22 protein-coding genes and 2 pseudogenes are annotated in these 23,462 nt (G+C 59.2%); 13 read left to right on the top strand and 11 right to left on the bottom strand.

Translation table 11 applies throughout. From position 1 onward, the window contains the following. Positions 1-99: 99 nt before the first annotated feature. The 4 genes and pseudogenes from JOE34_RS10285 (at position 100) to JOE34_RS10300 (ending at position 3,930) form a co-directional block, all read left to right on the top strand. A complete protein-coding gene (locus JOE34_RS10285) occupies positions 100-1,656 on the top strand; it encodes a bifunctional aminoglycoside phosphotransferase/ATP-binding protein (RefSeq protein ID WP_209995693.1) in 1,557 nt (518 codons plus the stop codon). 270 nt (positions 1,657-1,926) lie between these two features. Continuing rightward, positions 1,927-2,148 (top strand): annotated as a pseudogene (locus JOE34_RS10290) (TauD/TfdA family dioxygenase); the annotation flags it as partial. Between the two features lie 148 nt (positions 2,149-2,296). After that, positions 2,297-3,172, top strand: a complete 876-nt coding sequence (locus tag JOE34_RS10295; RefSeq protein WP_024692295.1) for a class I SAM-dependent methyltransferase — start codon at positions 2,297-2,299, stop codon at positions 3,170-3,172. A gap of 560 nt (positions 3,173-3,732) precedes the next feature. Beyond that, entirely contained in the window at positions 3,733-3,930 is a 198-nt protein-coding gene (locus JOE34_RS10300; RefSeq protein ID WP_003313844.1) for a hypothetical protein, read from the top strand. Positions 3,931-4,034: 104 nt separating this feature from the next. Here the strand turns inward: JOE34_RS10300 and JOE34_RS10305 are convergent, their stop codons facing one another. Further along, positions 4,035-4,292, bottom strand: a complete 258-nt coding sequence (locus JOE34_RS10305; protein ID WP_024663132.1) for a hypothetical protein — start codon at positions 4,290-4,292, stop codon at positions 4,035-4,037. 306 nt (positions 4,293-4,598) lie between these two features. Here JOE34_RS10305 and JOE34_RS10310 point away from each other — a divergent pair. After that, positions 4,599-5,026: pseudogene (locus JOE34_RS10310) on the top strand (hypothetical protein); the annotation flags it as partial. Positions 5,027-5,100: 74 nt separating this feature from the next. On the opposite strand, the gene JOE34_RS10315 reads toward JOE34_RS10310, so the two are convergent. Next, positions 5,101-6,243, bottom strand: coding sequence for an endonuclease/exonuclease/phosphatase family protein (locus JOE34_RS10315; protein WP_032662634.1), 1,143 nt, complete (start codon positions 6,241-6,243; stop codon positions 5,101-5,103). Positions 6,244-6,276: 33 nt separating this feature from the next. After that, positions 6,277-6,939 (bottom strand): YciC family protein, encoded by a 663-nt coding sequence (locus JOE34_RS10320; protein WP_010418287.1) that lies wholly within the window; start codon positions 6,937-6,939, stop codon positions 6,277-6,279. 197 nt (positions 6,940-7,136) lie between these two features. Here JOE34_RS10320 and JOE34_RS10325 point away from each other — a divergent pair, with 197 nt between their 5' ends. The 3 genes from JOE34_RS10325 (at position 7,137) to JOE34_RS10335 (ending at position 9,382) form a co-directional block, all read left to right on the top strand. Then, complete coding sequence (locus JOE34_RS10325) at positions 7,137-7,841, top strand: DUF2076 domain-containing protein (protein ID WP_003424658.1); 705 nt, start codon at positions 7,137-7,139, stop codon at positions 7,839-7,841. A 431-nt stretch (positions 7,842-8,272) separates the two neighbouring features. Beyond that, a complete protein-coding gene (locus tag JOE34_RS10330) occupies positions 8,273-8,749 on the top strand; it encodes an NYN domain-containing protein (protein ID WP_002555259.1) in 477 nt (158 codons plus the stop codon). A 21-nt stretch (positions 8,750-8,770) separates the two neighbouring features. Further along, complete coding sequence (locus JOE34_RS10335; RefSeq protein ID WP_003392086.1) at positions 8,771-9,382, top strand: 3'-5' exonuclease; 612 nt, start codon at positions 8,771-8,773, stop codon at positions 9,380-9,382. Between the two features lie 4 nt (positions 9,383-9,386). Here the strand turns inward: JOE34_RS10335 and JOE34_RS10340 are convergent, their stop codons facing one another. Further along, complete coding sequence (locus tag JOE34_RS10340) at positions 9,387-9,854, bottom strand: Lrp/AsnC family transcriptional regulator (protein ID WP_003313835.1); 468 nt, start codon at positions 9,852-9,854, stop codon at positions 9,387-9,389. A gap of 167 nt (positions 9,855-10,021) precedes the next feature. On the opposite strand from JOE34_RS10340, the gene yedA reads away from it, so the two are divergent. After that, positions 10,022-10,936 (top strand): drug/metabolite exporter YedA, encoded by a 915-nt coding sequence (gene yedA, locus JOE34_RS10345; RefSeq protein ID WP_003419122.1) that lies wholly within the window; start codon positions 10,022-10,024, stop codon positions 10,934-10,936. A 62-nt stretch (positions 10,937-10,998) separates the two neighbouring features. Next, positions 10,999-12,327, top strand: coding sequence for a DEAD/DEAH box helicase (locus tag JOE34_RS10350; protein ID WP_003340788.1), 1,329 nt, complete (start codon positions 10,999-11,001; stop codon positions 12,325-12,327). Between the two features lie 42 nt (positions 12,328-12,369). Here JOE34_RS10350 and JOE34_RS10355 read toward each other — a convergent pair whose 3' ends face one another. Next, positions 12,370-13,608: a TIGR03862 family flavoprotein gene (locus JOE34_RS10355; protein WP_209996851.1), complete on the bottom strand. Its 1,239-nt coding sequence runs from the start codon at positions 13,606-13,608 to the stop codon at positions 12,370-12,372. 106 nt (positions 13,609-13,714) lie between these two features. Next, positions 13,715-14,632, bottom strand: coding sequence for a histone deacetylase (locus JOE34_RS10360; protein ID WP_003313832.1), 918 nt, complete (start codon positions 14,630-14,632; stop codon positions 13,715-13,717). A 120-nt stretch (positions 14,633-14,752) separates the two neighbouring features. Here JOE34_RS10360 and JOE34_RS10365 point away from each other — a divergent pair, with 120 nt between their 5' ends. From JOE34_RS10365 to JOE34_RS10375, 3 genes are all read left to right on the top strand, one after another. Continuing rightward, positions 14,753-15,322, top strand: coding sequence for a GNAT family N-acetyltransferase (locus tag JOE34_RS10365; protein ID WP_003313831.1), 570 nt, complete (start codon positions 14,753-14,755; stop codon positions 15,320-15,322). 139 nt (positions 15,323-15,461) lie between these two features. Then, a complete protein-coding gene (gene tesB, locus JOE34_RS10370) occupies positions 15,462-16,331 on the top strand; it encodes an acyl-CoA thioesterase II (RefSeq protein ID WP_003313830.1) in 870 nt (289 codons plus the stop codon). Next, complete coding sequence (locus JOE34_RS10375; protein WP_003313829.1) at positions 16,328-16,918, top strand: HAD family hydrolase; 591 nt, start codon at positions 16,328-16,330, stop codon at positions 16,916-16,918. Before tesB ends, JOE34_RS10375 begins: the two co-directional genes overlap by 4 nt. A 282-nt stretch (positions 16,919-17,200) precedes the next feature. Here JOE34_RS10375 and JOE34_RS10380 read toward each other — a convergent pair whose 3' ends face one another. The 5 genes from JOE34_RS10380 to JOE34_RS10400 all read right to left on the bottom strand — a co-directional run bounded on the left by JOE34_RS10380 (position 17,201) and on the right by JOE34_RS10400 (position 23,291). Continuing rightward, on the bottom strand, positions 17,201-18,190 hold the full coding sequence (locus tag JOE34_RS10380; RefSeq protein WP_003313828.1) for a hypothetical protein: 990 nt from the start codon (positions 18,188-18,190) through the stop codon (positions 17,201-17,203). 4 nt (positions 18,191-18,194) lie between these two features. After that, positions 18,195-19,088: a neutral zinc metallopeptidase gene (locus tag JOE34_RS10385; protein WP_003313827.1), complete on the bottom strand. Its 894-nt coding sequence runs from the start codon at positions 19,086-19,088 to the stop codon at positions 18,195-18,197. A gap of 170 nt (positions 19,089-19,258) precedes the next feature. Beyond that, a complete protein-coding gene (locus JOE34_RS10390) occupies positions 19,259-20,545 on the bottom strand; it encodes an MFS transporter (protein WP_046266174.1) in 1,287 nt (428 codons plus the stop codon). Positions 20,546-20,913: 368 nt separating this feature from the next. Next, the gene (gene trmA, locus JOE34_RS10395) at positions 20,914-21,999 is read right to left on the bottom strand and encodes a tRNA (uridine(54)-C5)-methyltransferase TrmA (protein ID WP_003399943.1); all 1,086 of its coding nucleotides are present in this window, start codon (positions 21,997-21,999) and stop codon (positions 20,914-20,916) included. Then, positions 21,996-23,291, bottom strand: coding sequence for an NCS2 family permease (locus tag JOE34_RS10400; protein ID WP_209995695.1), 1,296 nt, complete (start codon positions 23,289-23,291; stop codon positions 21,996-21,998). Before JOE34_RS10400 ends, trmA begins: the two co-directional genes overlap by 4 nt. Positions 23,292-23,462 lie beyond the last annotated feature (171 nt).

Genomic DNA, 23,462 nt, shown 5'->3' on the forward strand with positions numbered 1-23,462 from the left:
ACTATTGATGACCAATATGAGCTGGACAGCGGTTTGCACAACCGTCTGTAGCAGCAATCATACCCTCCATGAATTTCCCCAAACTCCGAAGGATCACACGTGAGCCAGTCCCTGATTGCTGCCCTGCAAAATCCGGCCCTGTTCCCCCATCCGGTGGATCAGTTCCACGTCATCGAGACCCATATTTCCTGGGTCCTGCTTACGGGTAACTACGCTTATAAAATGAAGAAGCCGGTGAATTTCGGCTTCCTCGATTTCACCACCCTGGAAGCCCGCAGCCACTTTTGCAATGAAGAGCTGCGCCTCAACCAGCGCCTGACCGATAATTTATATCTTGAAGTGTTGCCAATCACCGGCAGCGCAGAAGCACCGCAATTGGGCGGCGACGGCCCGTTAGTCGACTACGTGCTGAAAATGCGCCAGTTCCCACAAAGCCAGCTGCTCAGCACCTTGCAAGCCAACGGCGAACTGACCAGCGCGCACATCGATGAACTGGCCAGGCAGATCGCGCACTTTCACCTGAATGCCCCGAAAGTGCCGGCCACACACACCGCCGGCACGCCACACGACGTCATGGTGCCGGTGCTGCAGAACTTCGAGCAGATCCGCCCTTTCCTCAGCGACAAGGCTGACCTGGCACAACTGGAAGCCTTGCAGGCCTGGGCCGAAAGCAGCTTCGAGCGCCTCAAGCCACTGTTTGAACAACGCAAGCTCAATGGTTTCATCCGCGAATGCCACGGTGATATTCACCTGGGCAACGCCACTATGATTGATGGCCATGTGGTGATCTTTGACTGCATCGAGTTCAACGAGCCATTCCGCTTCACCGACGTGTATGCCGACACCGGTTTCCTGGCGATGGACCTGGAAGACCGTGGCCTCAAAAGCCTGGCGCGGCGCTTTATCAGCCAGTACCTGGAACTTACCGGCGACTACCAAGGCCTGGAGCTGCTGAACTTCTATAAAGCCTACCGCGCCCTGGTACGCGCCAAGGTTGCACTGTTCAGCATGCCTTCCGAGGCAGACGCGGTGCAGCGCGCAACCACCCTGCGCCAATACCGCAACTACGCCAACCTGGCAGAAAGCTACAGCACTACCCTCTCGCTTTTCCTGGCCATCACTCACGGCGTGTCAGCCGTCGGCAAAAGCCACGTGGCCATGCGCCTGGTAGAAGCACTGGGTGCAATTCGCCTACGTTCGGATGTAGAGCGCAAGCGCCTGTTCGGCGAGCAGCATGTCGAGAACAAGCCGCAGGCAGGGATCTACGCGGCAGATGCCAGCGCCGCCACCTACGCGCGCTTGAACGAGATCGCCGACACCGTACTGCGCGCTGGTTTCCCGGTGGTACTGGATGCGACCTTCCTCAAGCGTGAACAACGCGACGCTGCGGCGAAAATCGCTGAGGCCACCGGCGCACCGTTCCTGATCCTCGACTGCAATGCGCCACAGGCCGTGATCGCCGCTTGGCTGGCACAACGTCAGACAGACAAGAACGATCTGTCCGACGCCACCCTGACCGTCATCGAAGGGCAGCAGGCCAATCGTGACCCGCTCAGCGCCGAAGAGTTGCTGCTCAGCAAACGCGTGGAGACCAATGAAAGAGGGACGCTTGACGCGTTGGTTGCGCAAATTCGTCAGCGACTGTCCCGTTCGTAAGTAAAATTTATTGACATCAAGCCCTCATCAGATAAGGGTCAAGAAATACTGGCATTTTTCTTGACCCTTTTTGCGCTTTTTCATGCTGACGTTGCCGACAGTGGCATCGTAACTCCATCGAGCCTTCCTCGGTCATCCGCAGTGCCGACAGCATAGAACGGCACCCTCTATCTTTTTGCGTAGGCTGAATCAAATGCATCGAGAGTGAATTTAAGTCATTTGCTGCCTGAATATGCCAGCTATAGCCTTAATCGAACAACATTACCCCCCCACCTGTTCAGCCTGCTGCAGAGTCACGTCCCACGGCTGGAAAATACTGTGCGCTGGCGCTGGCATAGCGGTGACGTAGCGATCTGGGATAACCGCGCCACCCAGCATTACGCGCTGGATGATTAAGGAACCCAAGAGCGCATCGTACGCCGGGTGACCTTCAAGGGCGAAGTACCGGTGGGCGTGCAAGAACAGCGGAGTCAGGTCACGAAAGGTCCTTAAAGCGGAATCTGGACGTTGCAAGCCAAATTGCAAGTGTCGATCGAAAAAACCAGCTATAGCAGACCAACAACTATTGATGGTGTAAAACGTGAAGGATAATCATGCAGAAAATATTAGTTGGCCCATAGTACGGTACAGGAAAGCTATGATGCTCACTTCACAGAAAAACGTTATTAATACGGGTATTCCAAGTCGAACTGCTTTTCAGGTTGCCGAACTCCGGGCCGCTCATCAGCTGCTGGATGAACCCATCATATTCAACGACCCGTTGGCCTTGCCGATTCTTGGCGAGCAGGCGGCAACCGACCTGCGACAGTATCCATTCCAATCCAACGATCTCCATGCGCGAGGCATACGTGCTGTCGTGGTTACTCGTAGTCGATTAGCTGAAGATGAACTCAAAAAATTTGTACACTCCGGAGTGAAACAATATGTCGTTTTAGGTGCCGGCCTTGATACATTCGCTCTCAGGAATACTTATCTTGAAGAGGGCCTTCATGTATTTGAAGTGGACCATCCATCTACCCAAGAATGGAAGAGAAGTCTCCTTAAAGAAGCGTCCATAAAAGTACCTGACTCATTGACGTTCGTGGCGGTTGATTTTGAAAGTAACACCTTAGCCGAAGAGCTGCAGAAAGCCGGTTTTCGCGCAGATCAACCTGCATTTTTTTCTTGGTTAGGCGTGACGATATACATATCCCAAGAAGCGATACTTGACACACTAACGTTTGTCGCGTCGCTGCCAAAAGGAAGCGGCGTAATTTTCGATTACGGCGTCACCCCTACGTTGCTCGATCCCATTGAAAATGCCATAGGCGATCATCTTGTGAGTTTGATCGGGCAACTGGGTGAGCCATGGAAAACATGGCTTGACCCCGCTGTCATTGAACATGAGCTTCAGAGTATAGGATTTCAGTCCGTGAGAGACTATGGCTCTGTTGAGCTGAATGAGCTCTATCTGGCTAGAAGAAAGGATGGTTTGCGAATGCTCGGAACATTTCGATTGATATGTGCGAAGACTTGAGTATGGGTTTGCACGGATCTAATAGGTGCGGTGTCGTGCATACAGTTGTTGCTTCAACCCTCTAACGCTACGTGACGGTCCCAAGCAAACGGCCCGCCTTGTTAGGGCCGTTTCGCTTTGTTATGGGCAGATCTTGCCGAGGGTGTCATCCTCTCAAAAAATATCCTCTCAAAATGTCAATCCTCCATAGCGAGATTGACAGTCAACGGTGTTGCTGACGAAAACGCCAGAAGTCCACTAATTTAGAAGCTACAACGCTGTCAATGTCGCAGGTGCTAGGTGATAGAAAGCATTACTGGCCGGATGATCCGTTGGTGGCGGAGGCGAGGGCGCGGGTGAAACTGAGGGGGACGTGAGGTCCGGGAGCAATGGCTCGTAATCCAGTAGACCGAGAGGCTAAGCCGTCAAGCTCTGCCAACCGATCACGTTGAACTGCGTCAGGCTAATTAGGAGCTCGGCTTTTCCAGCGGACTTTATAAAGCAAAAGCGCAAAAATGACGGCAAGAGGCTATCTATCCGGTTAAGCTGCCCGCCACTCAACCAATGGACAGGAATCCATAATGAAAACTAACTTCGCTTTGTTGTTGCTGGCAGTCATCTCTATCTCGGGCTGCGTTCAAACCGCTTACAGCAAAAGCATCGCAGTGACCAAGGATGCATCGGGCCGTGTTGTGCAGACCGTTGAAACAGAGACGGTCACGCAGCCAGGTCAAGGTTATGAAATGCGTCTTGAGAAAATTCAGGGCGTGCAACGTTGAGTTGATCTCTAGAGGGAGAACCTCTTTATTCTGGTCACTTAGCTTGCAAGCGAGACAGTGACCCAGAGAACGCCAGGGCGCAAAGCCCTGGCAGGCAGCAGATGTCACTTTTTCTTTTTAGCCGGCTTTTCAGCCTTTTCAACCTTGTCTGATTTCTTGGCCTTTTCTGGCTTGCTATCCGCTTTTTTGGCTGCTTTCTTTGGCTCGGCGTCTTTTTTCTTGTCTTTCTTTTCGGAAGACTTGGAAAGCGTCGAGGCCGCTTCAGATTTCTTGGCCGGTGATGCCTTCTTGTCTTTCAGGTCCTTGCTGGCTTTCGAGGCTTCGCCTTTACTTTTCTTGTCGTCTTTAGCCATGTTGATCACCCTTTGGTGTATGCCGGTATTGGCACGTCGCCCATGGAAGTATCCATGGGCTAATCATTAGGCGAGCGCGCTCAGAAACGGTTCAAACTGTTTTGACCCTGTCGGCTGCTGAAGGACGACATTCAGATGCTCGGTGACTCGCCAGCTTATCGAGGGCTATAGGGCTGCCATTTTCGCTTGGCTCCGGTATTTTCAACCACGCGAATACTCAAGAATCGATCGCGGAAAGTCGCCGAGCAATCGGGTAACCAGGGAAAGATATTGAACACTGCCAGATTTGTTTTCAAATCCCTTATCAAGCGCTGGATGAAAACCATCTTCTCACGGGATGACAACCGTAAACGCGAGCTCAAACCCCAGTGGACATCCCAGGGCCCGGGTTCAATCCTCATGGAGCGGTATCACCATATCGACGCCAGTGAGCAGGATAAGGACGGACTCTACGACTATTACTATGAGTACGATATGTACTACTTCACAGAAGGCACCTTGTCCCTCGTCGCGCGCTGTTACACGGATGATGCGGATAGTCGGACTTTATGGGCATCGAGTTTGATGGATATGACCGCGCGCTTGAGCCTGACGATCGGTCTCTCCCGTTGGTAAGCGCAGCCCTGGCCCAGTTGAAGGCTGATGGGAAAACGAAATTCTTTACGTTCACCGGAAAAGGTTACGAGCCCATATTTGCGGACAATGAGCATGAAGGCGGCACCATGCGCGGAGCGCGCATCGAAGCTTCAGCGAGCACTCGACGCGATGCTGAGGACGGATGTTGAGCACCCTTGACGCCTGAGTGCGCTTTGCCCTTTCAAGGCACCACCGGCAACAAAAACCGCCCAATCACCGGCAAATGATCAGATATCAGCAACGTATCATCCCGCCGAACCCGCGCACTGACCCGCTTCAGGCTCGGGCTGTAGAACAGATAATCCACCGTCCGGTCCGGCCCGTTGATGCGGCTGTCGTTGGGGAAGTGCGTCAGCCATTTGCTGCGGTCGATGCCGCTGGATTCGGCGTTGTCGGGGATCATCGGGTATTTGTCCCATAGCTCGTGCAGTTCGCTGTCGGCGGCGTAGCCAAGGCGCTGTTGCTCGGGGAGGCGCTGGTATTGGCCCAGCGGCAGCAGGTTGAAGTCGCCGCCGATCAGCCAGGGCGTGCCGCCGCTTTCCAGCTTGTCCAGCTGTGTTTCTGTGGCCGCGACCTGTTTTTGTGCGGTGTCGCCGGCGTGTCTGGCGGTGGTCAGGCTGGTATTGATGACGGCCAGTTTGCCGCCGTCACGCAAGGGCAGGTAGCTGACCAGCAAGGCATCCTTTGGCTGAAACTGACGGCTGATGATGTTGGCGTCGGGCACCGGCAGTTGTATACGTTCGGCGCTGTCGATGTGGAAGCGGCTGAGGGTCGCCAGTTTTCTGCCGACGCTGCCCCAGATATGCGGGTTGGGTACGAACTCTGCCTTCCAGTAGAACGCCTGCGTGCTGCATGGGTAGAGGTCCGCGACACGTTCCTTGATCAGCGCCAGCTGATCCTGATAGTCGGAGTTCTTGGCGCCATCGTCGACGCCTTGCAGCAGCACGATGTCGGGCTGTTCGTCACGGATGACCCGCGCCACTTCATCCAGATTGTAGGCAAGGTCTTCATGGGTCGGGCGTTCATCCGGGCCGCTGCCGTCGGCCATGTCGTACCAGAATACATAGCGTTTACCCGCCAGGTACTGGATGTTCCAGGTCATGACTTTCAGCGCTTGCCCCGGCACCAGTTTCGGTGCCTCGACCGCAGGGTTGCAGCTGGCCGTGAGTAATTCACGGGCTGGAGGACGCCAGGTCAGTTGGAAAACCAGTAACAGCAATACGGCGACCAGCAGCAAGCCGTACAGGGTCAGACGTAGCAGTAAACGGGGCATCGGCTCGACTTGGAGCGCCTGGCGCTCAGTGAGGGATTCTGTATTGAGCATACCGAATCGACGCGCCTGACGTCAGCCTTTGCTTCAGGCGCGGTGCGCGGGCTCGCTGATCAGCATGAACAGGCGGAACGTCACGATGGTGGTGAACAGCTGCAGGAAGCTGCCGATGCTGTCGGTGATTACGGAAACCGCTGCGCTTTGCGGTTCCGGAAACAGGTACAGGCTGGCGCCCTCGAGCAGCCACAGGGGAATATAGACGCTCAGGACACACACCAGAATGCGCGTGAAGTGTCCGGTGGTCATCTGCATGCTTTCGCGCATGGCCATGAACGGCGTGAGTTTGCGCAGAACCAGCAGGTATTCGCTGAACGCCAGTTTGATCATCACCCAGATGCCGGGTACGACGAACAGTGAAAGGCCGAACATGATCAGCAGGGTGCTCATGGCCGAGAGCACGGCGAAGGTCGGCCACAGGCGCACGGCCATGGCCAGTACATCGCGGGTGTGTACGTCCTCGCCACGGCTGCGTGCGTCGAGAAACAGGATCAGCGCGGCCGTATAGACAGGGTAGAAAAACAGCCCGATCACCAATGCGTAGGCAGGTGACGTGTCGGCGGACATGGCGTTGCCCAGCGCTTGTTTGGCCAGCACTTCAAGGATCACGACAGGCAGGCACAGCAGCGCGATGCTGCCGAGATTGCGCCGAAAGAAATAAAGCGAATCCTGGATGATGTTCAACGGGTTCATGGAGATAGATCGCAGGCTAAAAGCAGGCGCACACTTTAGCCCATGGCCCCTGTCGAACCAAGCGCAGTGGTTTTCGGCGCACGCCTTGTTATCTTTTTCTTCATGTCATTGAAGCGCGTCGATGAGGCCCCATTTTCTGCACATGGTCCTGCCATTGCGGCAGGGAAGAATTCCAGTGGCAACTCAGTGAGGTGGTCATGAACAGCGAAGAGCAAACCCTGATTGACGGTCTTTTCTCGAAACTGAAAGACGCTGAAACGGCATCCGCCCCGCGAGATGCTGCGGCCGAGGCGCGTATCAAGGAGCATCTGACCCGTCAGCCCGCTGCGCCGTATTACATGACGCAGGCGATTCTGGTGCAGGAAGCGGCGGTCAATCAGCTCAATCAGCAGGTAAAACAGCGCGACGAGCAGATTCAGCAGTTGCAGGCCGAGCTCCAGCAGGCCAAGGGGCAAGCCTCATCCGCGCCAGCGAGTGGCGGGTTTTTGTCGAGTATCTTTGGCAGCAGCGCCCCGCGCGCATCGCAGCCGCAACCGAGCCAGCCTTCCAGTGGCGGCTGGCGTGATGGTGGTGGTTTCAATCCTGCACCTGCGCCCGCAGCGCCGCAGGGCGGTTATGCCGCGCCGGCTCCGGCTGCCGGCAGTGGCTTTCTTGGCGGTGCGCTGAAGACTGCGGCCGGTGTCGCGGGCGGTGTGTTGCTGGCAGAAGGTATCAGCAGCATGTTCAGCCACCACAGCCAGCCGCAGGAGATCGTCGAAGTCATTCACGACGCGCCACAGGCTCAGGACACCGGCTTGTCCAATGACCAGGGCGGTTGGGGACAGCCGGATCAGCAGTACACGGCTGACGACAGTTTCGACGATGGTGGCGACAGTTTCTCGGACGATGATTCGTTCGTTTGAGGATGTGACGGTCGTTCTTCATGCTCCCACGCTGGAGCGTGAGGAGCGATAGGTGCCCGCAAGGTCGCTGATCGTGCCTGGACTCTGCGCTCATCGTTATACGCAAGTCTGCTCTTGATTCTGGCCGCAAGCCGTGGGAGCGAGCCGGGCTACGCTTCGCTTGCTCGCGAAGGGGGCTTTATAACCGTCGAAAATACATCGTCTGAAACACCGTCTCGCGAACAAGTTCGCTCCTACGCCCTGCGGGCAGAAGCTCGAAAGTCACGTTTTCCGGGCTCTTAAAGATTTGTGTATGACAATGAGCGCTGGAGCGCGGGAACGATAATCGCTGTGTCGACCTCAATTCCTTCCTCAAACTGGCATACTGGGCGCCGATTCACGTTCCGGATCGCTGTAACCCGTGGGCATGTTGCCCGCCATGAGGAATTGCGGTGAAGAAGATCGCGGTGTTCGCCGACGTGCAGAACCTGTATTACACCGTGCGCCAGGCGCATGGCTGTCATTTCAATTACGCCGCCTTGTGGGCGGATATCAGCAAGCGCGGCGAGATCGTTCACGCGTTTGCGTACGCCATCGATCGTGGCGACAGCAAGCAACAGCAGTTCCAGCAGATCCTGCGCAATCTGGGGTTCACGGTCAGGCTCAAGCCCTACATCCAGCGTAGCGACGGTTCGGCCAAAGGGGACTGGGATGTCGGCATCACCATCGATATCATGGATTTCGCGCCGCAAGTGGACGAAGTCGTGCTGGCGTCGGGTGATGGCGATTTTGACATGTTGCTCGAACGCGTGATCAGCAAGCATGGGGTCGAGGCGGTCGCCTACGGCGTGCCGGGGCTGACCGCGAACTCGTTGATCCGCGCCGCCAGCCGTTACGTGCCGATCGAAGGCGCGTTGTTGTTGAAATGAATTTACAGGGCCAGGCCAGTGTTGGAACGTATTGCAGTCATCGACTTTGAAACCACCGGCATCTCCCCAGGCCATAGCTGCCGGGCGACCGAGATTGCGGTGGTGATCATGGAGCAGGGGCGTATCGTCGAGCGCTTTCAGAGTCTGATGAATGCGGGCGTGCGTATTCCTGCGTTCATCGAAGGGTTGACCGGCATCAGCAACAACATGATTCGTACCGCCCCCAGCGCCGAGCGGGTGATGGGCGATGTGGCGGATTTTGTCGGTTCGACACCGCTGGTGGCGCACAACGCCTCGTTTGACCAGAAGTTCTGGGATTACGAGTTGTCGCGTATCGAGCGCACGCGCGAACAGAGCTTTGCCTGTTCGCTGCTGCTGGCCCGACGGCTGATGCCCGGCGCACCGAACCACAAGCTCGGCACGTTGACCCGCTATGCGCGCCTGCCCGACACCGGCAAGGCTCACCGGGCGATGGCCGATGCGGAAATGGCGGCCAACCTGACGGCGTACCTGACCAACGAATTGCGCCAGACCCACGGCATCTCTGCCATTTCTCACAAGATGCTGTGTTCCCTGCAGAAAGTCCCCGCCGCCAAGATCAGCGAAACGCTGAAGCGCCAGCGCGGCGTCTGAACTGTCAGTGCTCCTGTTTGCCGTTGCTGATCAAGTAATCGGCCGGCAGGCTGCGCTCCACTGCCGTCGACAGCACGATTGACGTCTTACTGAAGCCAAATTTGGCGATGCGGTTGATCAGGTCTTCCAGGTGCGGCATCGAATCGACCGCCGCGCGCATGATCACACACGGGTCGCCCGTCACCCGATAACACTGGATCAGTTCGGGGACTTTCCACAGGTCCTTATAGGCCTGCTGATTGCCATGGCTGCCCATGCGCAATTCGATGATGCATTGAATCGGCAGGCCGACTTTCGACAGATCGACCTTGGCCTCGTAACCGGTAATCACGCCACTGGCTTCCAGCTTGGCGACCCGCTCGGCCACCGCGGGCGCGGACAGGTTGACCAGTTTCGCCAGCTGCGCAAAAGACGCCCGGCCATTTTTCAGCAGCTCATCGAGCAGAATCCGATCGTATTTATCCAGGGTCATGGCGTGCCTCGTACCGAGCGATGGGCGGTTTTAAAATAAAAGGAAAGCAGGCCTGACAAGCATTGAATCGTAAGTTTCAGCGCGTTTTAAACAGGTTTGTCTGCTTAATATCCGACTTCGGCCTTCATACAATAGGTCAACCATAACAATGATCCCAGAGCCTAGCCATGCCTCAATCCGTTCGAGTTTCGCCCTTGCTCATCGGCGCCTTTCTGGCCTTGTACCTGATCTGGGGTTCTACCTATCTGGTGATCCGCATCGGCGTGGAATCATGGCCGCCGTTGATGATGGCCGGTGTGCGCTTTCTGATTGCTGGTTGCCTGATGTACGGCTTTTTAAGGTTTCGCGGCGTGCCGGCGCCGACCTGGGCTGAGTGGAAAGCCGCGTTCGTGATTGGCTTCCTGCTGCTGGCCTGCGGTAACGGCGGTGTGACCCTGGCCGAACACGCAGGCGTTGCGTCAGGTGTGGCAGCGCTGGCGGTGGCGACCATGCCGCTGTTTACCCTGCTGTTCGGGCTGTTCTGGGGCAATCGCACCACTAACCTTGAATGGGCAGGCATCGTGCTGGGCCTGATCGGCATCGGCCTGTTGAACCTCGGCTCCAATTTGCAGGCCAGCCCTTATGGCGCCGCCGTGGTGATCTTTGCCGCCGCCGCCTGGGCGTTTGGTTCGGTGCTGAGCAAGCACCTGCCGTTGCCGAAGGGGCCGATGGCCAGTGCGGCGGAAATGATCACGGCGGGAGCGACGCTGCTGATCGGCAGTGCCTTGAGTGGCGAGCGTCTAACGCATATGCCGACGGCGGCGGGCTGGGGCGCGCTGCTGTATCTGGTGGTGTTCGGCTCTATCGTCGCGTTCAGCGCTTATATGTACCTGCTCAAGAACGTGCGCCCGGCAGCGGCGACCAGCTACGCCTACGTCAATCCGGCCGTGGCAGTGATGCTTGGCGTGGTGTTCGCTGGCGAAACGATTGGTGTCGAAGAGTGCATGGCCATGGTGGTGATCATCAGTGCCGTGGTGCTGATTGGCCTGCCGCAATGGCGCCGGTCGCCGCCGCAAGAGGCCGTATCGACACGCACAAGCTAACCGAGGCGCGCCGGACAGGTTAAACTGCGCGCCTTGCGTTGAATCTTTCCTACGGTATTTCCATGACATTCGCCTCTCTCGGCCTGATCGAACCCTTGCTGCGCGCACTCGAAGCGCTCGGTTACCAGACTCCGACGCCTGTACAGACTCAGGCAATTCCTCCGGTACTGGCGGGCCGCGATCTGATGGCTGCTGCGCAGACCGGCACCGGCAAGACCGCAGGTTTTGCCCTGCCGCTGCTGCAACGGCTAACCATGGAAGGCCCGAAAGTCGCGCCCAATTCGATTCGCGCGCTGGTGCTGGCGCCGACCCGCGAGCTGGCCGATCAGGTTCATGAAAGCATTCGTCAGTACGCCGAGCATCTGCCGCTGACCACCTACGCGGCTTACGGCGGCGTGAGCATCAACCCGCAGATGATGAAGCTGCGCAGGGGCGTGGACGTGCTGGTCGCGACCCCAGGCCGCTTGCTCGATCTGCACCGCCAGAACGCGGTCAAGTTCTCCCAGTTGCAGACGCTGATCCTCGATGAAGCTGACCGTATGCTCGACCTGGGTTTTGCCGAGGAATTGCGCGGTATCTATGCGGTGTTGCCCAAGCAGCGCCAGACGCTGCTGTTCTCCGCAACGTTCTCCGACGAGATTCGTCTGCTAGCCGCGCAGATGCTCAATGACCCGCTGACCATCGAAGTCAGCCCGCGCAATGTCGCGGCGTCGTCGGTCAAGCAATGGGTCGTGACCGTCGACAAGAAACGCAAGGCGGATCTGTTCATCCATCTGATGAAGAAGCATCGCTGGGGCCAGGTGCTGGTGTTCGCCAAGACCCGGGTTGGCGTCGATCAACTGGTGGATCGCTTGCAGGGGTTGGGCATGAACGCCGACGGCATTCACGGCGACAAGCCGCAGGCCACTCGCCAGCGTGCGCTGGACCGCTTCAAGAGCAATGAAGTGAAGATTCTGGTGGCCACCGACGTGGCGGCGCGCGGTCTGGACATCGATGACCTGCCGACCGTGGTCAACCTGGACCTGCCGATCGTGGCCGAGGATTACATCCACCGTATTGGCCGCACCGGCCGTGCAGGGCTGACGGGGGAGGCGATTTCGCTGGTGTGTGCCGATGAGGTTGAGTTGCTGTCAGCCATCGAAGTGCTGACCCGCCAGACCCTGGAGCGCAAGGAAGAGCAGGATTTCGAACCGGAGCATCGCGTGCCGAGTACGGATGCCAGCGGCCAGATCCTGAAAAAGCCCAAGAAACCGAAAAAACCCAAGGTGTCGGGCAGCAAGCGCAACCTGGGCAAATGGGTCGACAGCGGCGAGTCCGAGCCTGCGCCGGTGGTCAAACCGGTGCGTAAAGTACCGGTCTTCAACACGGGTCCGCGCAAGAAGAAGCCTTGAAGCGCAGTGCGCATTCAACGCGGAGCGTGGCGACGATCATGATCAGCGCGATTGCAGCCACTCGACCATCCCCAACCCTGCAGCGCGGCCGCTGGCGAAGCAGGCGGTCAGCAGGTAGCCGCCGGTCGGCGCTTCCCAGTCGATCATTTCACCGGCGCAGAATACGCCGGGCAGTTGCCTGAGCATCAGACGTTCGTCCATGGCCTCGAAGGTAACGCCGCCTGCGGTGCTGATGGCCTCATCAATGGGGCGCGGTTTGATCAGGGGCAGTGGCAGCGCCTTGATGGCCTCGCTCAACAGCTGCGGATCGGCAAACGCTTCACGAGGCGCAAGCTCGCGCAACAGCGCTGCCTTGGCGCCGTCCAGCCCCAACTGGCTGTGCAGATGCTTGGACATCGAACGTGAGCCGCGGGGTTTGCTCAGGGCTTTTTGAATGTCTGTCAGCGCTTTGCCGGGCAGCAGATCGATATCCACAACCGCTGAACCGTGAAGGTTGATCTGTTCACGAATCTGCGCCGACAGCGCATACACCAGGCTACCTTCCACACCCGTCGCGGTCAGCACACATTCGCCCAGACGCAGGGCATGGCCATGCAGGCCCATCGCGATATTTTTCAGTGGCGCACCGGCAAACTTGTCGCGCAGCAGGTCGCTCCAGGCGTTTACCTCGAAACCACAGTTGGCGGCCTGCAAAGGCGCAACCTCGACCTGCCTTGCCTGCAGCCATGGCAGCCAGGCCCCGTCCGAACCCAGCCGCGCCCAACTGGCGCCGCCCAGCGCCAGCAACGTGGCTGTAGGTTTGATCGCCAGTTCACCGTCAGCATGAGTAATGCGCAGGCTGCCATCAGCGTTCCAGCCCGACCAGCGATGCCGCGTGTGAATCGTGACACCCGCGTCACGCAGCCGCTTGAGCCAGGCGCGTAGCAGGGGGGCGGCTTTCATGTCTGTGGGAAACACGCGCCCCGAGCTGCCGACAAAGGTCTCGATGCCTAGTGCATGAATCCACTGGCACAGCGCATCAGCGTCAAAGCCGCGCAACAGCGGTGCGATCATCGGCGAACGTTCGGCATAGCGCGCCAGAAAAGCCGGGTAGGGCTCTGAGTGGGTGATATTCATACCGCCCACCCCGGCGAGCAGAAACTTGCGCCCGACCGACGGCATGGCGTCGTACAGATCGACCCTCAGTCCGGCCTGGCTCAACACTTCTGCTGCCATCAACCCCGCAGGGCCGCCTCCGATGATGGCGACGGTTCGGGAAGCGGAGGGGGCGAGGTCGGTCATGGTCAGCGAAATATCGATAGCAGAGGGGTGGGGCATTCTACCCGAGCGCTCTTTCAAGGTGTGGCGCACGTCATGGCCTGCGACTGACGCGAAGTCCCGCGCAGGGTCACAGACCCATGTCGTTCCAGACCCGTTGCGCACTGTGATGGAGGATCCCGTGGCGCCTTGCGAGTGCCTGGCGGTCCTTACTGTAACCACCGCCGATCACGCCCATGACCGGAATGTCGCGACTCAGGCAGTGACGCAGCACCGCTTCGTCGCGATTGGCCAGCCCCTGGTCGGTGAGCTGCAGATAGCCCAGCGCATCATCCTTGTGGACATCCACGCCTGCGTCGTACAGCACCAGGTCCGGCTTGTAGAACGGCAGCAGGTAGTTCAGCAGGTCGTCGACCACGTTCAGGTAGTCGGCGTCGCCCATGCCCATTGGCAGCGGGATGTCCCAGTCGCTCTGCGCCTTGCGTGCCGGGAAGTTCTTTTCGCAGTGCAGCGACACGGTAATGGCATCCTCGGTATCGGCCAGAATGCGCGCCGTGCCGTCACCTTGATGCACATCGCAGTCAAAGATCAGGACCTTGTCCACGCGGCCGCTTTGCAGCAGGTACTGACTGATCACCGCCAGGTCATTGAAAATGCAGAAACCCGCCGGGTAGTCATAGTGCGCATGGTGGGTGCCGCCCGCCAGATGGCAGGCCAGGCCATGCTTGAGAGCCTGTTCGGCCGTCAGCAGCGAGCCGCCTACCGCACGGATGGTTCGGCGTGCCAGAGCCTCGCTCCACGGCAGTCCGAGACGCCGCTGGTCTTCGCGCGACAGATCACCGCTAAGGTAGCGGCTGATGTAGGAAGGGTCATGAGCCAGCGCCAGAATGTCCGCCGGGCACAACTCGGGACGCATTAATTGAACGTCACTGGTCAGGCCGCTGTCGATCAAGTAATCGCGCAACAAACGAAACTTGTCCATCGGGAAGCGATGATCCGCCGGGAATTCCGGGCTGTAGTCTTCGTGGTAGATAAGCGGTAGGGACATTTTGCGTCCGTTGAAGGGCCGAAGCCCGATAGTGCCAGTAAAGTATCCGCACGCCCAGTTGTGTGGCGCAGCGGACGGCTGCACTGAAGCCCATTAATGTCTCGTGACACGGGAGAATCGATGGAACCGATACTCAAGCTTGATAGCGCCCGACTGCGGATGCGGCAATGGCGTGACGATGACTTGCCGGCGTTCGCCCGGATGAGTGCGGACCCTCGCGTCATGCGCTATTTTCCGAAGCCCCTGAGCCACCTTGAAAGTGCTGCCATGATCGGGCGGCTGCGGGGTCATTTTGCCGAACTGGGTTTCGGGCTCTGGGCGCTGGAGCGCAAGGACACCGGCGAGTTCATCGGTTTTACCGGGCTGCATGTGGTGGGTTTCAAGGCGCCTTTTACACCGGCCGTGGAGATCGGCTGGCGCCTGGCTTATGACCACTGGGGCCTGGGCTTTGCCAGCGAGGCGGCCTGGACCGCGCTGGGCTGTGGTTTCGAGCGCCTGGAGCTGAAGGAGATCGTGTCGTTCACGGCGGTCAATAATCAGCCGTCACAAAAGGTGATGCAGGCAATCGGTATGCAGCAGGATGAGTCCGGCAGTTTCGATCACCCGAACCTTGAGGACGGCCACCCGCTCAAGCCGCACGTGCTGTACCGGATCAGCCATGAGCAGTGGCTCAAGACGCTGAAGCCTTGATCAGGGTGCAGATTGAATTAAGCCAACCATCTTAAGTCTGTATCATTCCGTTCCAGTGGGATGGGCCCGAGGCCTGTCGGAAAATGCAGCGACTGCTGTTGCCGTACCAGTGCAAAGTCGATGTACGAGAGGAATGAGAATGAGCCAAGTGCTGGATGATCTGGTTGAGTTGCTGACGCTGGAAGCCATTGAAGAAAACCTGTTCCGCGGGCATAGCCAGGATCTGGGCTTTCGCCAATTGTTTGGTGGTCAGGTGCTGGGTCAGTCGCTGTCCGCCGCCAGTCAGACGGTCGAAGAGGACCGTCATGTTCACTCGCTGCACGGCTACTTCCTGCGTCCCGGCGATGCCGGTTTGCCGGTGGTCTATCAGGTGGACCGCGTACGTGACGGCGGCAGTTTCAGCACGCGCCACGTCACTGCCATTCAGAAGGGCAAGCCGATTTTTACCTGCAGCGCTTCGTTCCAGTACGACGAAGAGGGCTTCGAGCACCAGGCGACGATGCCGCAGATTGTCGGCCCGGAAGACCTGCCGTCCGAGCTGGAGTTGCTGACCCGCCGCGCGCACCTGATTCCTGAAGCGATGCACGACAAGTTTCTGCGCCCCAAGCCGATCCAGTTCCGCCCGGTGACCTCCGAGGATCCCTACGATCCCAAGCCTGGCGAGCCCGTGAAATACGTGTGGTTCCGCGCCGATGGCAGCCTCTCGGACGTGCAGGCGCTGCATCGTTACATGCTCGCCTACGCCTCTGACTTCAACTTGCTGACCACCTCATTGCTGCCACACGGCAAAACCGTCTGGCAGCGCGACATGCAGGTTGCCAGCCTTGACCATTCGCTGTGGTTCCACAACGACCTGCGCACCGATGACTGGCTGCTCTACGCAATGGACAGCCCCTGGGCAGGCAACTCGCGCGGCTTCTCGCGCGGCAGTATCTTCAACCGCGACGGGCAACTGGTCGCATCGGTCAGTCAGGAAGGGCTGATCCGCCATCGTAAGGATTGGGCATGACACTCGAAGGTATACGGCACTGGGTATTCGACATGGACGGTACCTTGACCGTCCCTATCCACGACTTTCCGGCCATCAAACGTGAATTGGGCATCCCCCAGGACGACGACATTCTTGGGCATCTTGCTGCGCTGCCCGCTGAGGAATCGGCGGCCAAGCACGCCTGGCTGCTGGAGCATGAACGCGAGCTGGCGCTGGCTTCGCAGCCTGCCGAGGGTGCGGTCGAGCTGGTTCGTGAATTGTCAGCGCGCGGTTATCAGCTGGGCATACTCACCCGCAACGCTCAGGAGCTGGCCTATATCACCTTGAAGGCCATCGGCCTGGATGACTGCTTTGCCGTCGAGGATGTACTGGGCCGCGACGAGGCGACTCCCAAACCGGACCCGGCAGGCTTACTGCAACTGGCCACTCGCTGGAGTGTCGAGCCGGAGCAGATGGTCATGATCGGCGACTACATGCATGACCTGAACTGCGGCCGTGCGGCGGGCGCCAAGACCATTCTGGTCAACCTGAAGGACAACCCATGGCCAGAGCTCACTGACTGGCATGCGCAGGATTGCGCAGAGCTGCGCGGGATGCTGGGGTGATCTGAGCTGCTTATCGTGCCAATGCGGAGCGCTCATCGTTATCCACAAGTCTGCTTTTGATTCTGGCCGAAGGCCGTAGGAGCGAACTTGTTCGCGAAGGGGGCTGTATAAGCGCCGAAAATGCATCGACTGAAACACCGTCTTTGCGAACGAACTAAGCGTCGCCCGGTTCGCTCCTACGCCCTTCAGGCAGAAGCCTGGAAGCCCTTTATTCCAGGCGGTCTAAACCTTGTATGTAGCGCTGAACGCGGAGCGTGGGGACGATAGTTATATCCAGATCACTCAAAACGGCTTGAACAGCACCGCCTGGCCTTGCGGTGAGGTGAAGATCCCGTCGCCGTTGTGGCCGACTTTCGGCACGATCACCAGACGCTGGTTCAGCCCTTCCGGGTGACGCTTCTGCAGATAGTTGAAGTAGTTCTGCCCACGAATCAGGCGGTAGGCGCCTTGCGCTTCGGCGGCACAGGTCTTGTCCAGCGCCGGGTGATTGCGGTCGGTGTCCAGCTCGCCCATCAGGTAAGTGATGTCGCGCTTCACGTAATTCTTCTCGATGTCAGCCGGCTTTTCCTTGCCCGAGTAGAACGGCATCTTGTTGAGGCCGTATTTCCAGTCGTTGAAGTTCGGGCAGCTTTGCGCAGTTACCGGTTCAGGCCGTTCCGCGTCGAAGTAAGCGTAGGACGACGGATTGGCGATCACGTAACGCAGCTTCACCCCTTCACGTTGCAGCAGGGCGTCTTCCTTGCCGCCGATCATCGCGTAGCGCTGCACCACCTGCGCACCACCGGAGTGCCCGGCAATGACGATTTCCTTCAGGTTAGGGAACAGTTTGCTGTCGCTCAGGCGCTTGAGGATGTGGTCCAGCACCAGGAACGAGCTGACCGGCTTGGGATCGGTGGACGTTGCGCCTTCCATCCAGCTGTTCTGGCGCCAGCGCAGGATCGAGTCAGGCAAGTGGTGCGCAACGATATCCCTTTCATCCAGAAATTGCGGGGCGATCAGCAAGGTCTTGCCGCGCTCTCGGGACTGGTTGGCCGCCCGTTCGATGCTGCGCAGGTAGGTTTGCGCATTGCGCAGGCGACCGTGGAGGACGATCACCACGCGTTCGATCTTCGGCTTGGGATGTACCCACTCCTGGCTCAACCCGAGGGTCGCCTCGGCACCATTGATGGCGAGGCGATCCGGGCTGATGGAATTGACCGCTTGATCCTCGGCATGCGCCCCGAGGCTCACGAAGGCAGTGCTCAACAACAGGACCAGAAGCGGTTTAATCATGTGCTCAGAGACTCTTGGCGGCGAATGTATCGCATTGATTGATTTGACCTTGGGCAAAGCCTGCCTTGAACCAGCGTACACGCTGTGCAGACGTGCCGTGAGTGAAGGAGTCTGGGGCGACTCGACCACTGCTTTGCTGTTGCAAGCGATCATCGCCGATAGCGTTGGCCGCGTTCAATGCTTCTTCAATATCACCCGGCTCGAGCCAGTTCAAACGATTTTGTGCGTTGTAGGCCCAAACACCGGCAAAGCAGTCCGCTTGCAGCTCCTGGCGGACCAGTAAACCGTTGGCACCTTCCATTTTCTGTCCGGCCTGGCGAGCCTTGTCGACCTTGGCGGAAATGCCCAGCAGGGTCTGCACATGGTGCCCGACTTCATGAGCGATCACGTAAGCCTGAGCGAAGTCGCCAGCGGCGGAAAAGCGCTGAGCCATTTCACGGAAGAACTCCATGTCCAGATAGACCTGTTGGTCAGCCGGGCAATAGAACGGACCGGTTGCCGACGTGGCGCGACCGCAGGCGGAGTTGACCTGGCCGCTGAACAGCACCAGCGTAGGGTCCTTGTATTCGCGACCGTTCTGGGCGAATACGGCGCGCCAGGTGTCTTCGGTATCGCCAAGGATGCTGCGCACGAATTCCGCCTGCTGGTCGTTGGCCGGCGGCGCTTCACGCGTTTGCGCGCTGGGCGGGGCGCTCTGCTCGGTCACTTGACCGGTCAGTTGCCCGAGAATCTGCATCGGATCCTGGCCGGTCAGCAGGCCGATGGCGACGATGATCACGATGCCGCCGATACCCAGCCCTTTGCCGCCGATGCGCATGCCACCGCCACCACCGCCACTGCTGCCGCCATCGCGCGCATCGACTACGTTGTCGCTGCGTCGGCCTTTTTTCCAGAGCATGTCGGATCCCTCTTCTTTTCGTGCAATGAGTGTCGCTGCTGATACGCGAATACGCCAGTCCGGCGTTCCGGCCAGCGTCGTGTGCAGAATGCGAGGGTATAGAGGTGTAACGGGGCTGATTGGTTCGCGCAAGCTGTGCCGTGGCTGTGTTTTGCTGAAACCTGCCGCTGTCAGGCCTGTTTCACGGGCTGCGCGTTGAGCACGTCCGGCGGCGAGGCGTCGGCAAAACGGTCGACCTGGCGCAACGATTTGAAGCCCGTCATCCAGGCGCCGACCACGCCCAGCGTGCAGACACCCCCCAGAATTGCGGCAGGGATTGCGCCGACCAGCGAGGCGCTGGTGCCTGCGCGGAACTCGCCCAGCTCGTTGGAGGAGCCAATGAACAGCATGTTCACCGCATTGACCCGGCCGCGCATGTTGTCCGGCGTCGAGAACTGCACCAGCGCCGAACGGATGAATACGCTGACCATGTCGGCCGCGCCCGCGATCAGCAGGGCCAGGCACGACAGCCAGAACAGTGTCGACAGTGCAAACACCAGATTCGCTACGCCGAACAGGCCGACGGCGAGAAACATGGTCATGCCGACGTTGCGCTGCAACGGGCGCATGCTCAGGTAAATGCCGACGCCCAGTTCACCCAGGCTCATCGACGCACGTAACATGCCCAGCCCTTGCGGCCCGAGGTGCAGCACTTCATGGGCGTAGATCGGCAGCAGCGCCACCACGCCGCCGAGCAGCACGGCGAACAGGTCCAGCGAAATGGTGCCAAGGATGATCGGCCGCGAGCGAATGAAGGCAATACCAGCGGTGAACCGGCCCCAGGCGCTGGAGCCCAGTTCCACCGGTTTACCGGCAAAGGGCGTTGCCACGGGGGCCAGAAACAGGATGCCGGCAATGAATGCTGCGACGCAGACCGAATACGTCAGCTCTGCGCCGCCCAGCCAGTACAGATAGCCACCGATCAGTGGGCCACCAACGGTCGAGCAGCGCATGATCACGCTGTTGGTGGCGATGGCCGAGGCCAGTTGGTCGCGCGGGACAATCTGCGGCAACAGGCTTTGCAGCGCCGGACCGGTAAAGGCGCGGGCGCAGCCGTACAGCATCAGCGCGCCGTAGATCAGCCGCAGGTCTTGCAGCTTCAGCGCCGAGAACACCAGCAGAATGACGCCACAGATCGCCTGCACACCCCAACTGAGCATCAGGATGACCTTGCGGTTGTAGCGGTCGATTAGATCCCCGGCAGGCATCAACAGCAGCAACATGGGAATGAACTGAGCAAGACCCACATAGGCCAGCGCCATTGGCTCGCGGGTCATGTCATAAACCTGCCAGGCAACGACCACCGCCTGAATCTGCATGGCAAACACGGCCATCAGACGCGAGAGGATAAAACTGACGAAACCGGGCTGGCTGGACAACTTGACCGGTGCAGAAGGCGCGGAAGGCTCGGAGCTCAAGAAAAAGGATCCCATTGAAGCAGCTGATTCAGGTTTTTGGTTTATACCCCAGCGTATCGATAGGAAGCTAATAAATATTCTGACAGTTTCGCAGTGACGGGTATGAAAGAACTCTCGTTCCTCACGCTCCAGTGGGAATGCATTTCACGACGCTCCGCGTTGCAAGAGGACGCAGAGCGTCCAGAAAGGCATGCGACGCAGAGCGCCGCACGATAGTCGAGGTTATCGTTCCGCACGCTCCAGCGTGGGAATGCCGTGGGTGACGCTCTGCGTCACAGATCTGCGTCGCGCCGCATGTTCAGGATAGGACGCAGAGCGTCAAGAACGGCATGCCGACGCGGAGCATCGGCACGATAACCCAAACATCCTCAGCGCCTAACCAGCAGCACACCCGATTCCATGTGGTGGGTGTACGGAAACTGATCGAACAGTGCGCAGCGCTCGACCCTGTGGGTGTCGTGCAGTTGGGCGATGTTGGCTGCCAGGGTTTCCGGGTTGCAGGATATGTACAGAATGCGCTCGAAGCGCCGGGTCAGTTCGCAGGTGTCCGGGTCCATGCCGGCGCGGGGCGGGTCGACGAACACGCTGCCGAAATCGTAGCTCTTCAAGTCCACACCGTGCAGACGGCGGAACGGGCGCACTTCATTCAGGGCTTCGGTCAGTTCTTCGGCGGACAGGCGCACCAGCGTGACGTTGTCCACGCCGTTGTCATCCAGGTTGCTCAGCGCCGCATTGACCGAGGTCTTGCTGATTTCGGTCGCCAGCACCTTGCGTACGCGGGTGGCCAGCGGCAGGGTGAAGTTGCCATTGCCGCAATACAGCTCCAGCAGGTCGTCCTGCCGCTCGCCCAGCGCATCGAAGGCCCAGTTGAGCATCTTGCCGTTCACCGTGCCGTTGGGCTGGGTGAAAGCGCCTTCCGGTTGCCGGTAGCTGAAGGTGCGGCCAGCCACGTCGAGCTTCTCGGTCACGTAATCATGGCCGATGACCAGCTTCTGACCCTTGGAACGGCCAATCAGGCTGACGTCCAGTTCGGCGGCCAGTTGCTCGGCTGCGGCCTGCCATTCGGCGTCCAGCGGGCGGTGATAGCACAGGGTAATCATCGCGTCGCCTGCCAGCGTGGTCAGGAAGTCCACCTGAAACAGCTTGTGGTTCAACGTCGGGCTGGCTTCCCAGCGCTCGCGCAGCACCGGCATCAGCGCGTTGATGCGCTCGCTGGCGATCGGCAGGCCTTCGAGCAGGATCGGTGTCCTGTTGTCGCCCGGTGCGAACATCGCGTAGTAGCGCTTCTGGTCTTCGCGCCACAGGCGGAACTCGGCGCGCAGCCGATAGTGTTCGCGTGGCGAGTCGAACACCTGCGGTTCGGGTGCATCGAACGGTGCCAGCAACTCGCGCAGGCGGACGGTTTTTTCTTCGAGCTGACGGTCGTAGCTCGCAGGGTCGAAGGGAACACTCATGCGTTGAACCAGCCCAGCTTGATCACGAACAGGATCGACAGGATCACCAGCGCCGAATTCAGCTCGCGCCAGCGTCCCGACAGCAGCTTGATCGCTGTCCAGGAAATGAAGCCAAAGGCAATGCCGTTGGCGATGGAGTAGGTGAATGGCATGGCCAGGGCCGTGATGACTACTGGCGCTGCGACCGTGATGTCATCCCAGTCGATTTCCGCCATGCCGGACGCCATCAACACGGCGACGAACAGCAGCGCGGGTGCGGTCGCGAAGGCGGGCACGCTGCCGGCCAGTGGAGCGAAGAACAGCGCCAGCAGAAACAGCACGGCGACCACCACGGCAGTCAGACCTGTGCGGCCACCGGCGCTGACGCCCGCAGCCGACTCGATGTAGCTGGTAGTGGTCGAGGTGCCCAGCAGGGAGCCGGCCATCGCGGCAGTACTGTCGGCGATCAGCGCACGGCCCATCTTCGGCATGTGCCCGTCCTTGCCCATCAGCCCGGCGCGTTTGGCCACGCCGATCAGGGTGCCGGAGTTGTCGAAGATGTCGACGAACAGGAAGGCGAAGATGATGCTGACCAGACCGACGTCCAGCGCACCCATGATGTCCAGTTGCATGAAGGTCGGTGCCAGCGAAGGCGGCATCGACACCACACCGCCAAACGGCGAGAAGCCCAAGGCGATGGACACCAAGGTCACCGCTAGGATGCCGATCAGCACGGCGCCGCGCACCTTGAGGTAGTCCAGGGCCACGATCAGAAAGAAGCCCAGCGTCGCCAGTACCGGGGCGGGCTGCTTGAGATCGCCAATGCCGACCATGGTCGCCGGGTTGCTGACCACGATACCTGCGTTATGCAGGGCGATCAGCGCCAGAAACAGGCCGATACCGGCCGCAATCGCCGAACGCAGGGGGAGGGGAATGCTGTTGATGATCCATTCACGGATGCGGAAGATCGACAGGATGAAGAACATCACCGCTGAAATGAACACCGCGCCCAGCGCTACCTGCCAGCTGTGGCCCATGTGCAGGACCACGGTGTAGGTAAAGAAGGCGTTCAGGCCCATGCCCGGTGCCAGAGCAATCGGGTAGTTGGCGATCAGGCCCATCACCGTCGAGCCGATGGCCGCTGCCAGGCAGGTGGCGACGAATACCGCGCCCTTGTCCATGCCGGTTTCGCCGAGGATGCTCGGGTTGACGAACAGGATGTAAGCCATCGCCAGGAAAGTCGTGACGCCCGCAAGAATCTCGGTCCGCACGTTGGTGTTGTGTGCCTTGAGTTGAAACAGCCTTTCCAGCATGTCTGGCTCTCCGTGACGCGGCGCGCGTCGTGAATGATCGACTCCAACAGCAATGCACAGACTGCAGGGCAGCCCGTTTGATTTTTGCGGGTCGGAAAAAGCCGCGCATCATACCAGCAGCTTGGCGGGATGGCTGCCTGTGGATGAAGGCCTTTCGATGACAAGTACGCT

Source organism: Pseudomonas sp. PvP028 (assembly GCF_017832255.1).
In the GTDB taxonomy this organism is placed as follows: Bacteria; Pseudomonadota; Gammaproteobacteria; order Pseudomonadales; family Pseudomonadaceae; genus Aquipseudomonas; species Aquipseudomonas syringae.

Excerpts from the sequence above, each read along its gene's own strand:
- JOE34_RS10295 (WP_024692295.1), top strand. The coding sequence starts at position 2,297 with ATGCTCACTTCACAGAAAAACGTTATTAATACGGGTATTCCAAGTCGA.
- JOE34_RS10300 (WP_003313844.1), top strand. The coding sequence starts at position 3,733 with ATGAAAACTAACTTCGCTTTGTTGTTGCTGGCAGTCATCTCTATCTCG.
- JOE34_RS10315 (WP_032662634.1), bottom strand. The coding sequence starts at position 6,243 with ATGCTCAATACAGAATCCCTCACTGAGCGCCAGGCGCTCCAAGTCGAG.
- JOE34_RS10320 (WP_010418287.1), bottom strand. The coding sequence starts at position 6,939 with ATGAACCCGTTGAACATCATCCAGGATTCGCTTTATTTCTTTCGGCGC.
- JOE34_RS10325 (WP_003424658.1), top strand. The coding sequence starts at position 7,137 with ATGAACAGCGAAGAGCAAACCCTGATTGACGGTCTTTTCTCGAAACTG.
- JOE34_RS10340 (WP_003313835.1), bottom strand. The coding sequence starts at position 9,854 with ATGACCCTGGATAAATACGATCGGATTCTGCTCGATGAGCTGCTGAAA.
- yedA (WP_003419122.1), top strand. The coding sequence starts at position 10,022 with ATGCCTCAATCCGTTCGAGTTTCGCCCTTGCTCATCGGCGCCTTTCTG.
- JOE34_RS10350 (WP_003340788.1), top strand. The coding sequence starts at position 10,999 with ATGACATTCGCCTCTCTCGGCCTGATCGAACCCTTGCTGCGCGCACTC.
- JOE34_RS10355 (WP_209996851.1), bottom strand. The coding sequence starts at position 13,608 with ATGACCGACCTCGCCCCCTCCGCTTCCCGAACCGTCGCCATCATCGGA.
- JOE34_RS10360 (WP_003313832.1), bottom strand. The coding sequence starts at position 14,632 with ATGTCCCTACCGCTTATCTACCACGAAGACTACAGCCCGGAATTCCCG.
- JOE34_RS10365 (WP_003313831.1), top strand. The coding sequence starts at position 14,753 with ATGGAACCGATACTCAAGCTTGATAGCGCCCGACTGCGGATGCGGCAA.
- tesB (WP_003313830.1), top strand. The coding sequence starts at position 15,462 with ATGAGCCAAGTGCTGGATGATCTGGTTGAGTTGCTGACGCTGGAAGCC.
- JOE34_RS10375 (WP_003313829.1), top strand. The coding sequence starts at position 16,328 with ATGACACTCGAAGGTATACGGCACTGGGTATTCGACATGGACGGTACC.
- JOE34_RS10380 (WP_003313828.1), bottom strand. The coding sequence starts at position 18,190 with ATGATTAAACCGCTTCTGGTCCTGTTGTTGAGCACTGCCTTCGTGAGC.
- JOE34_RS10385 (WP_003313827.1), bottom strand. The coding sequence starts at position 19,088 with ATGCTCTGGAAAAAAGGCCGACGCAGCGACAACGTAGTCGATGCGCGC.
- trmA (WP_003399943.1), bottom strand. The coding sequence starts at position 21,999 with ATGAGTGTTCCCTTCGACCCTGCGAGCTACGACCGTCAGCTCGAAGAA.
- JOE34_RS10400 (WP_209995695.1), bottom strand. The coding sequence starts at position 23,291 with ATGCTGGAAAGGCTGTTTCAACTCAAGGCACACAACACCAACGTGCGG.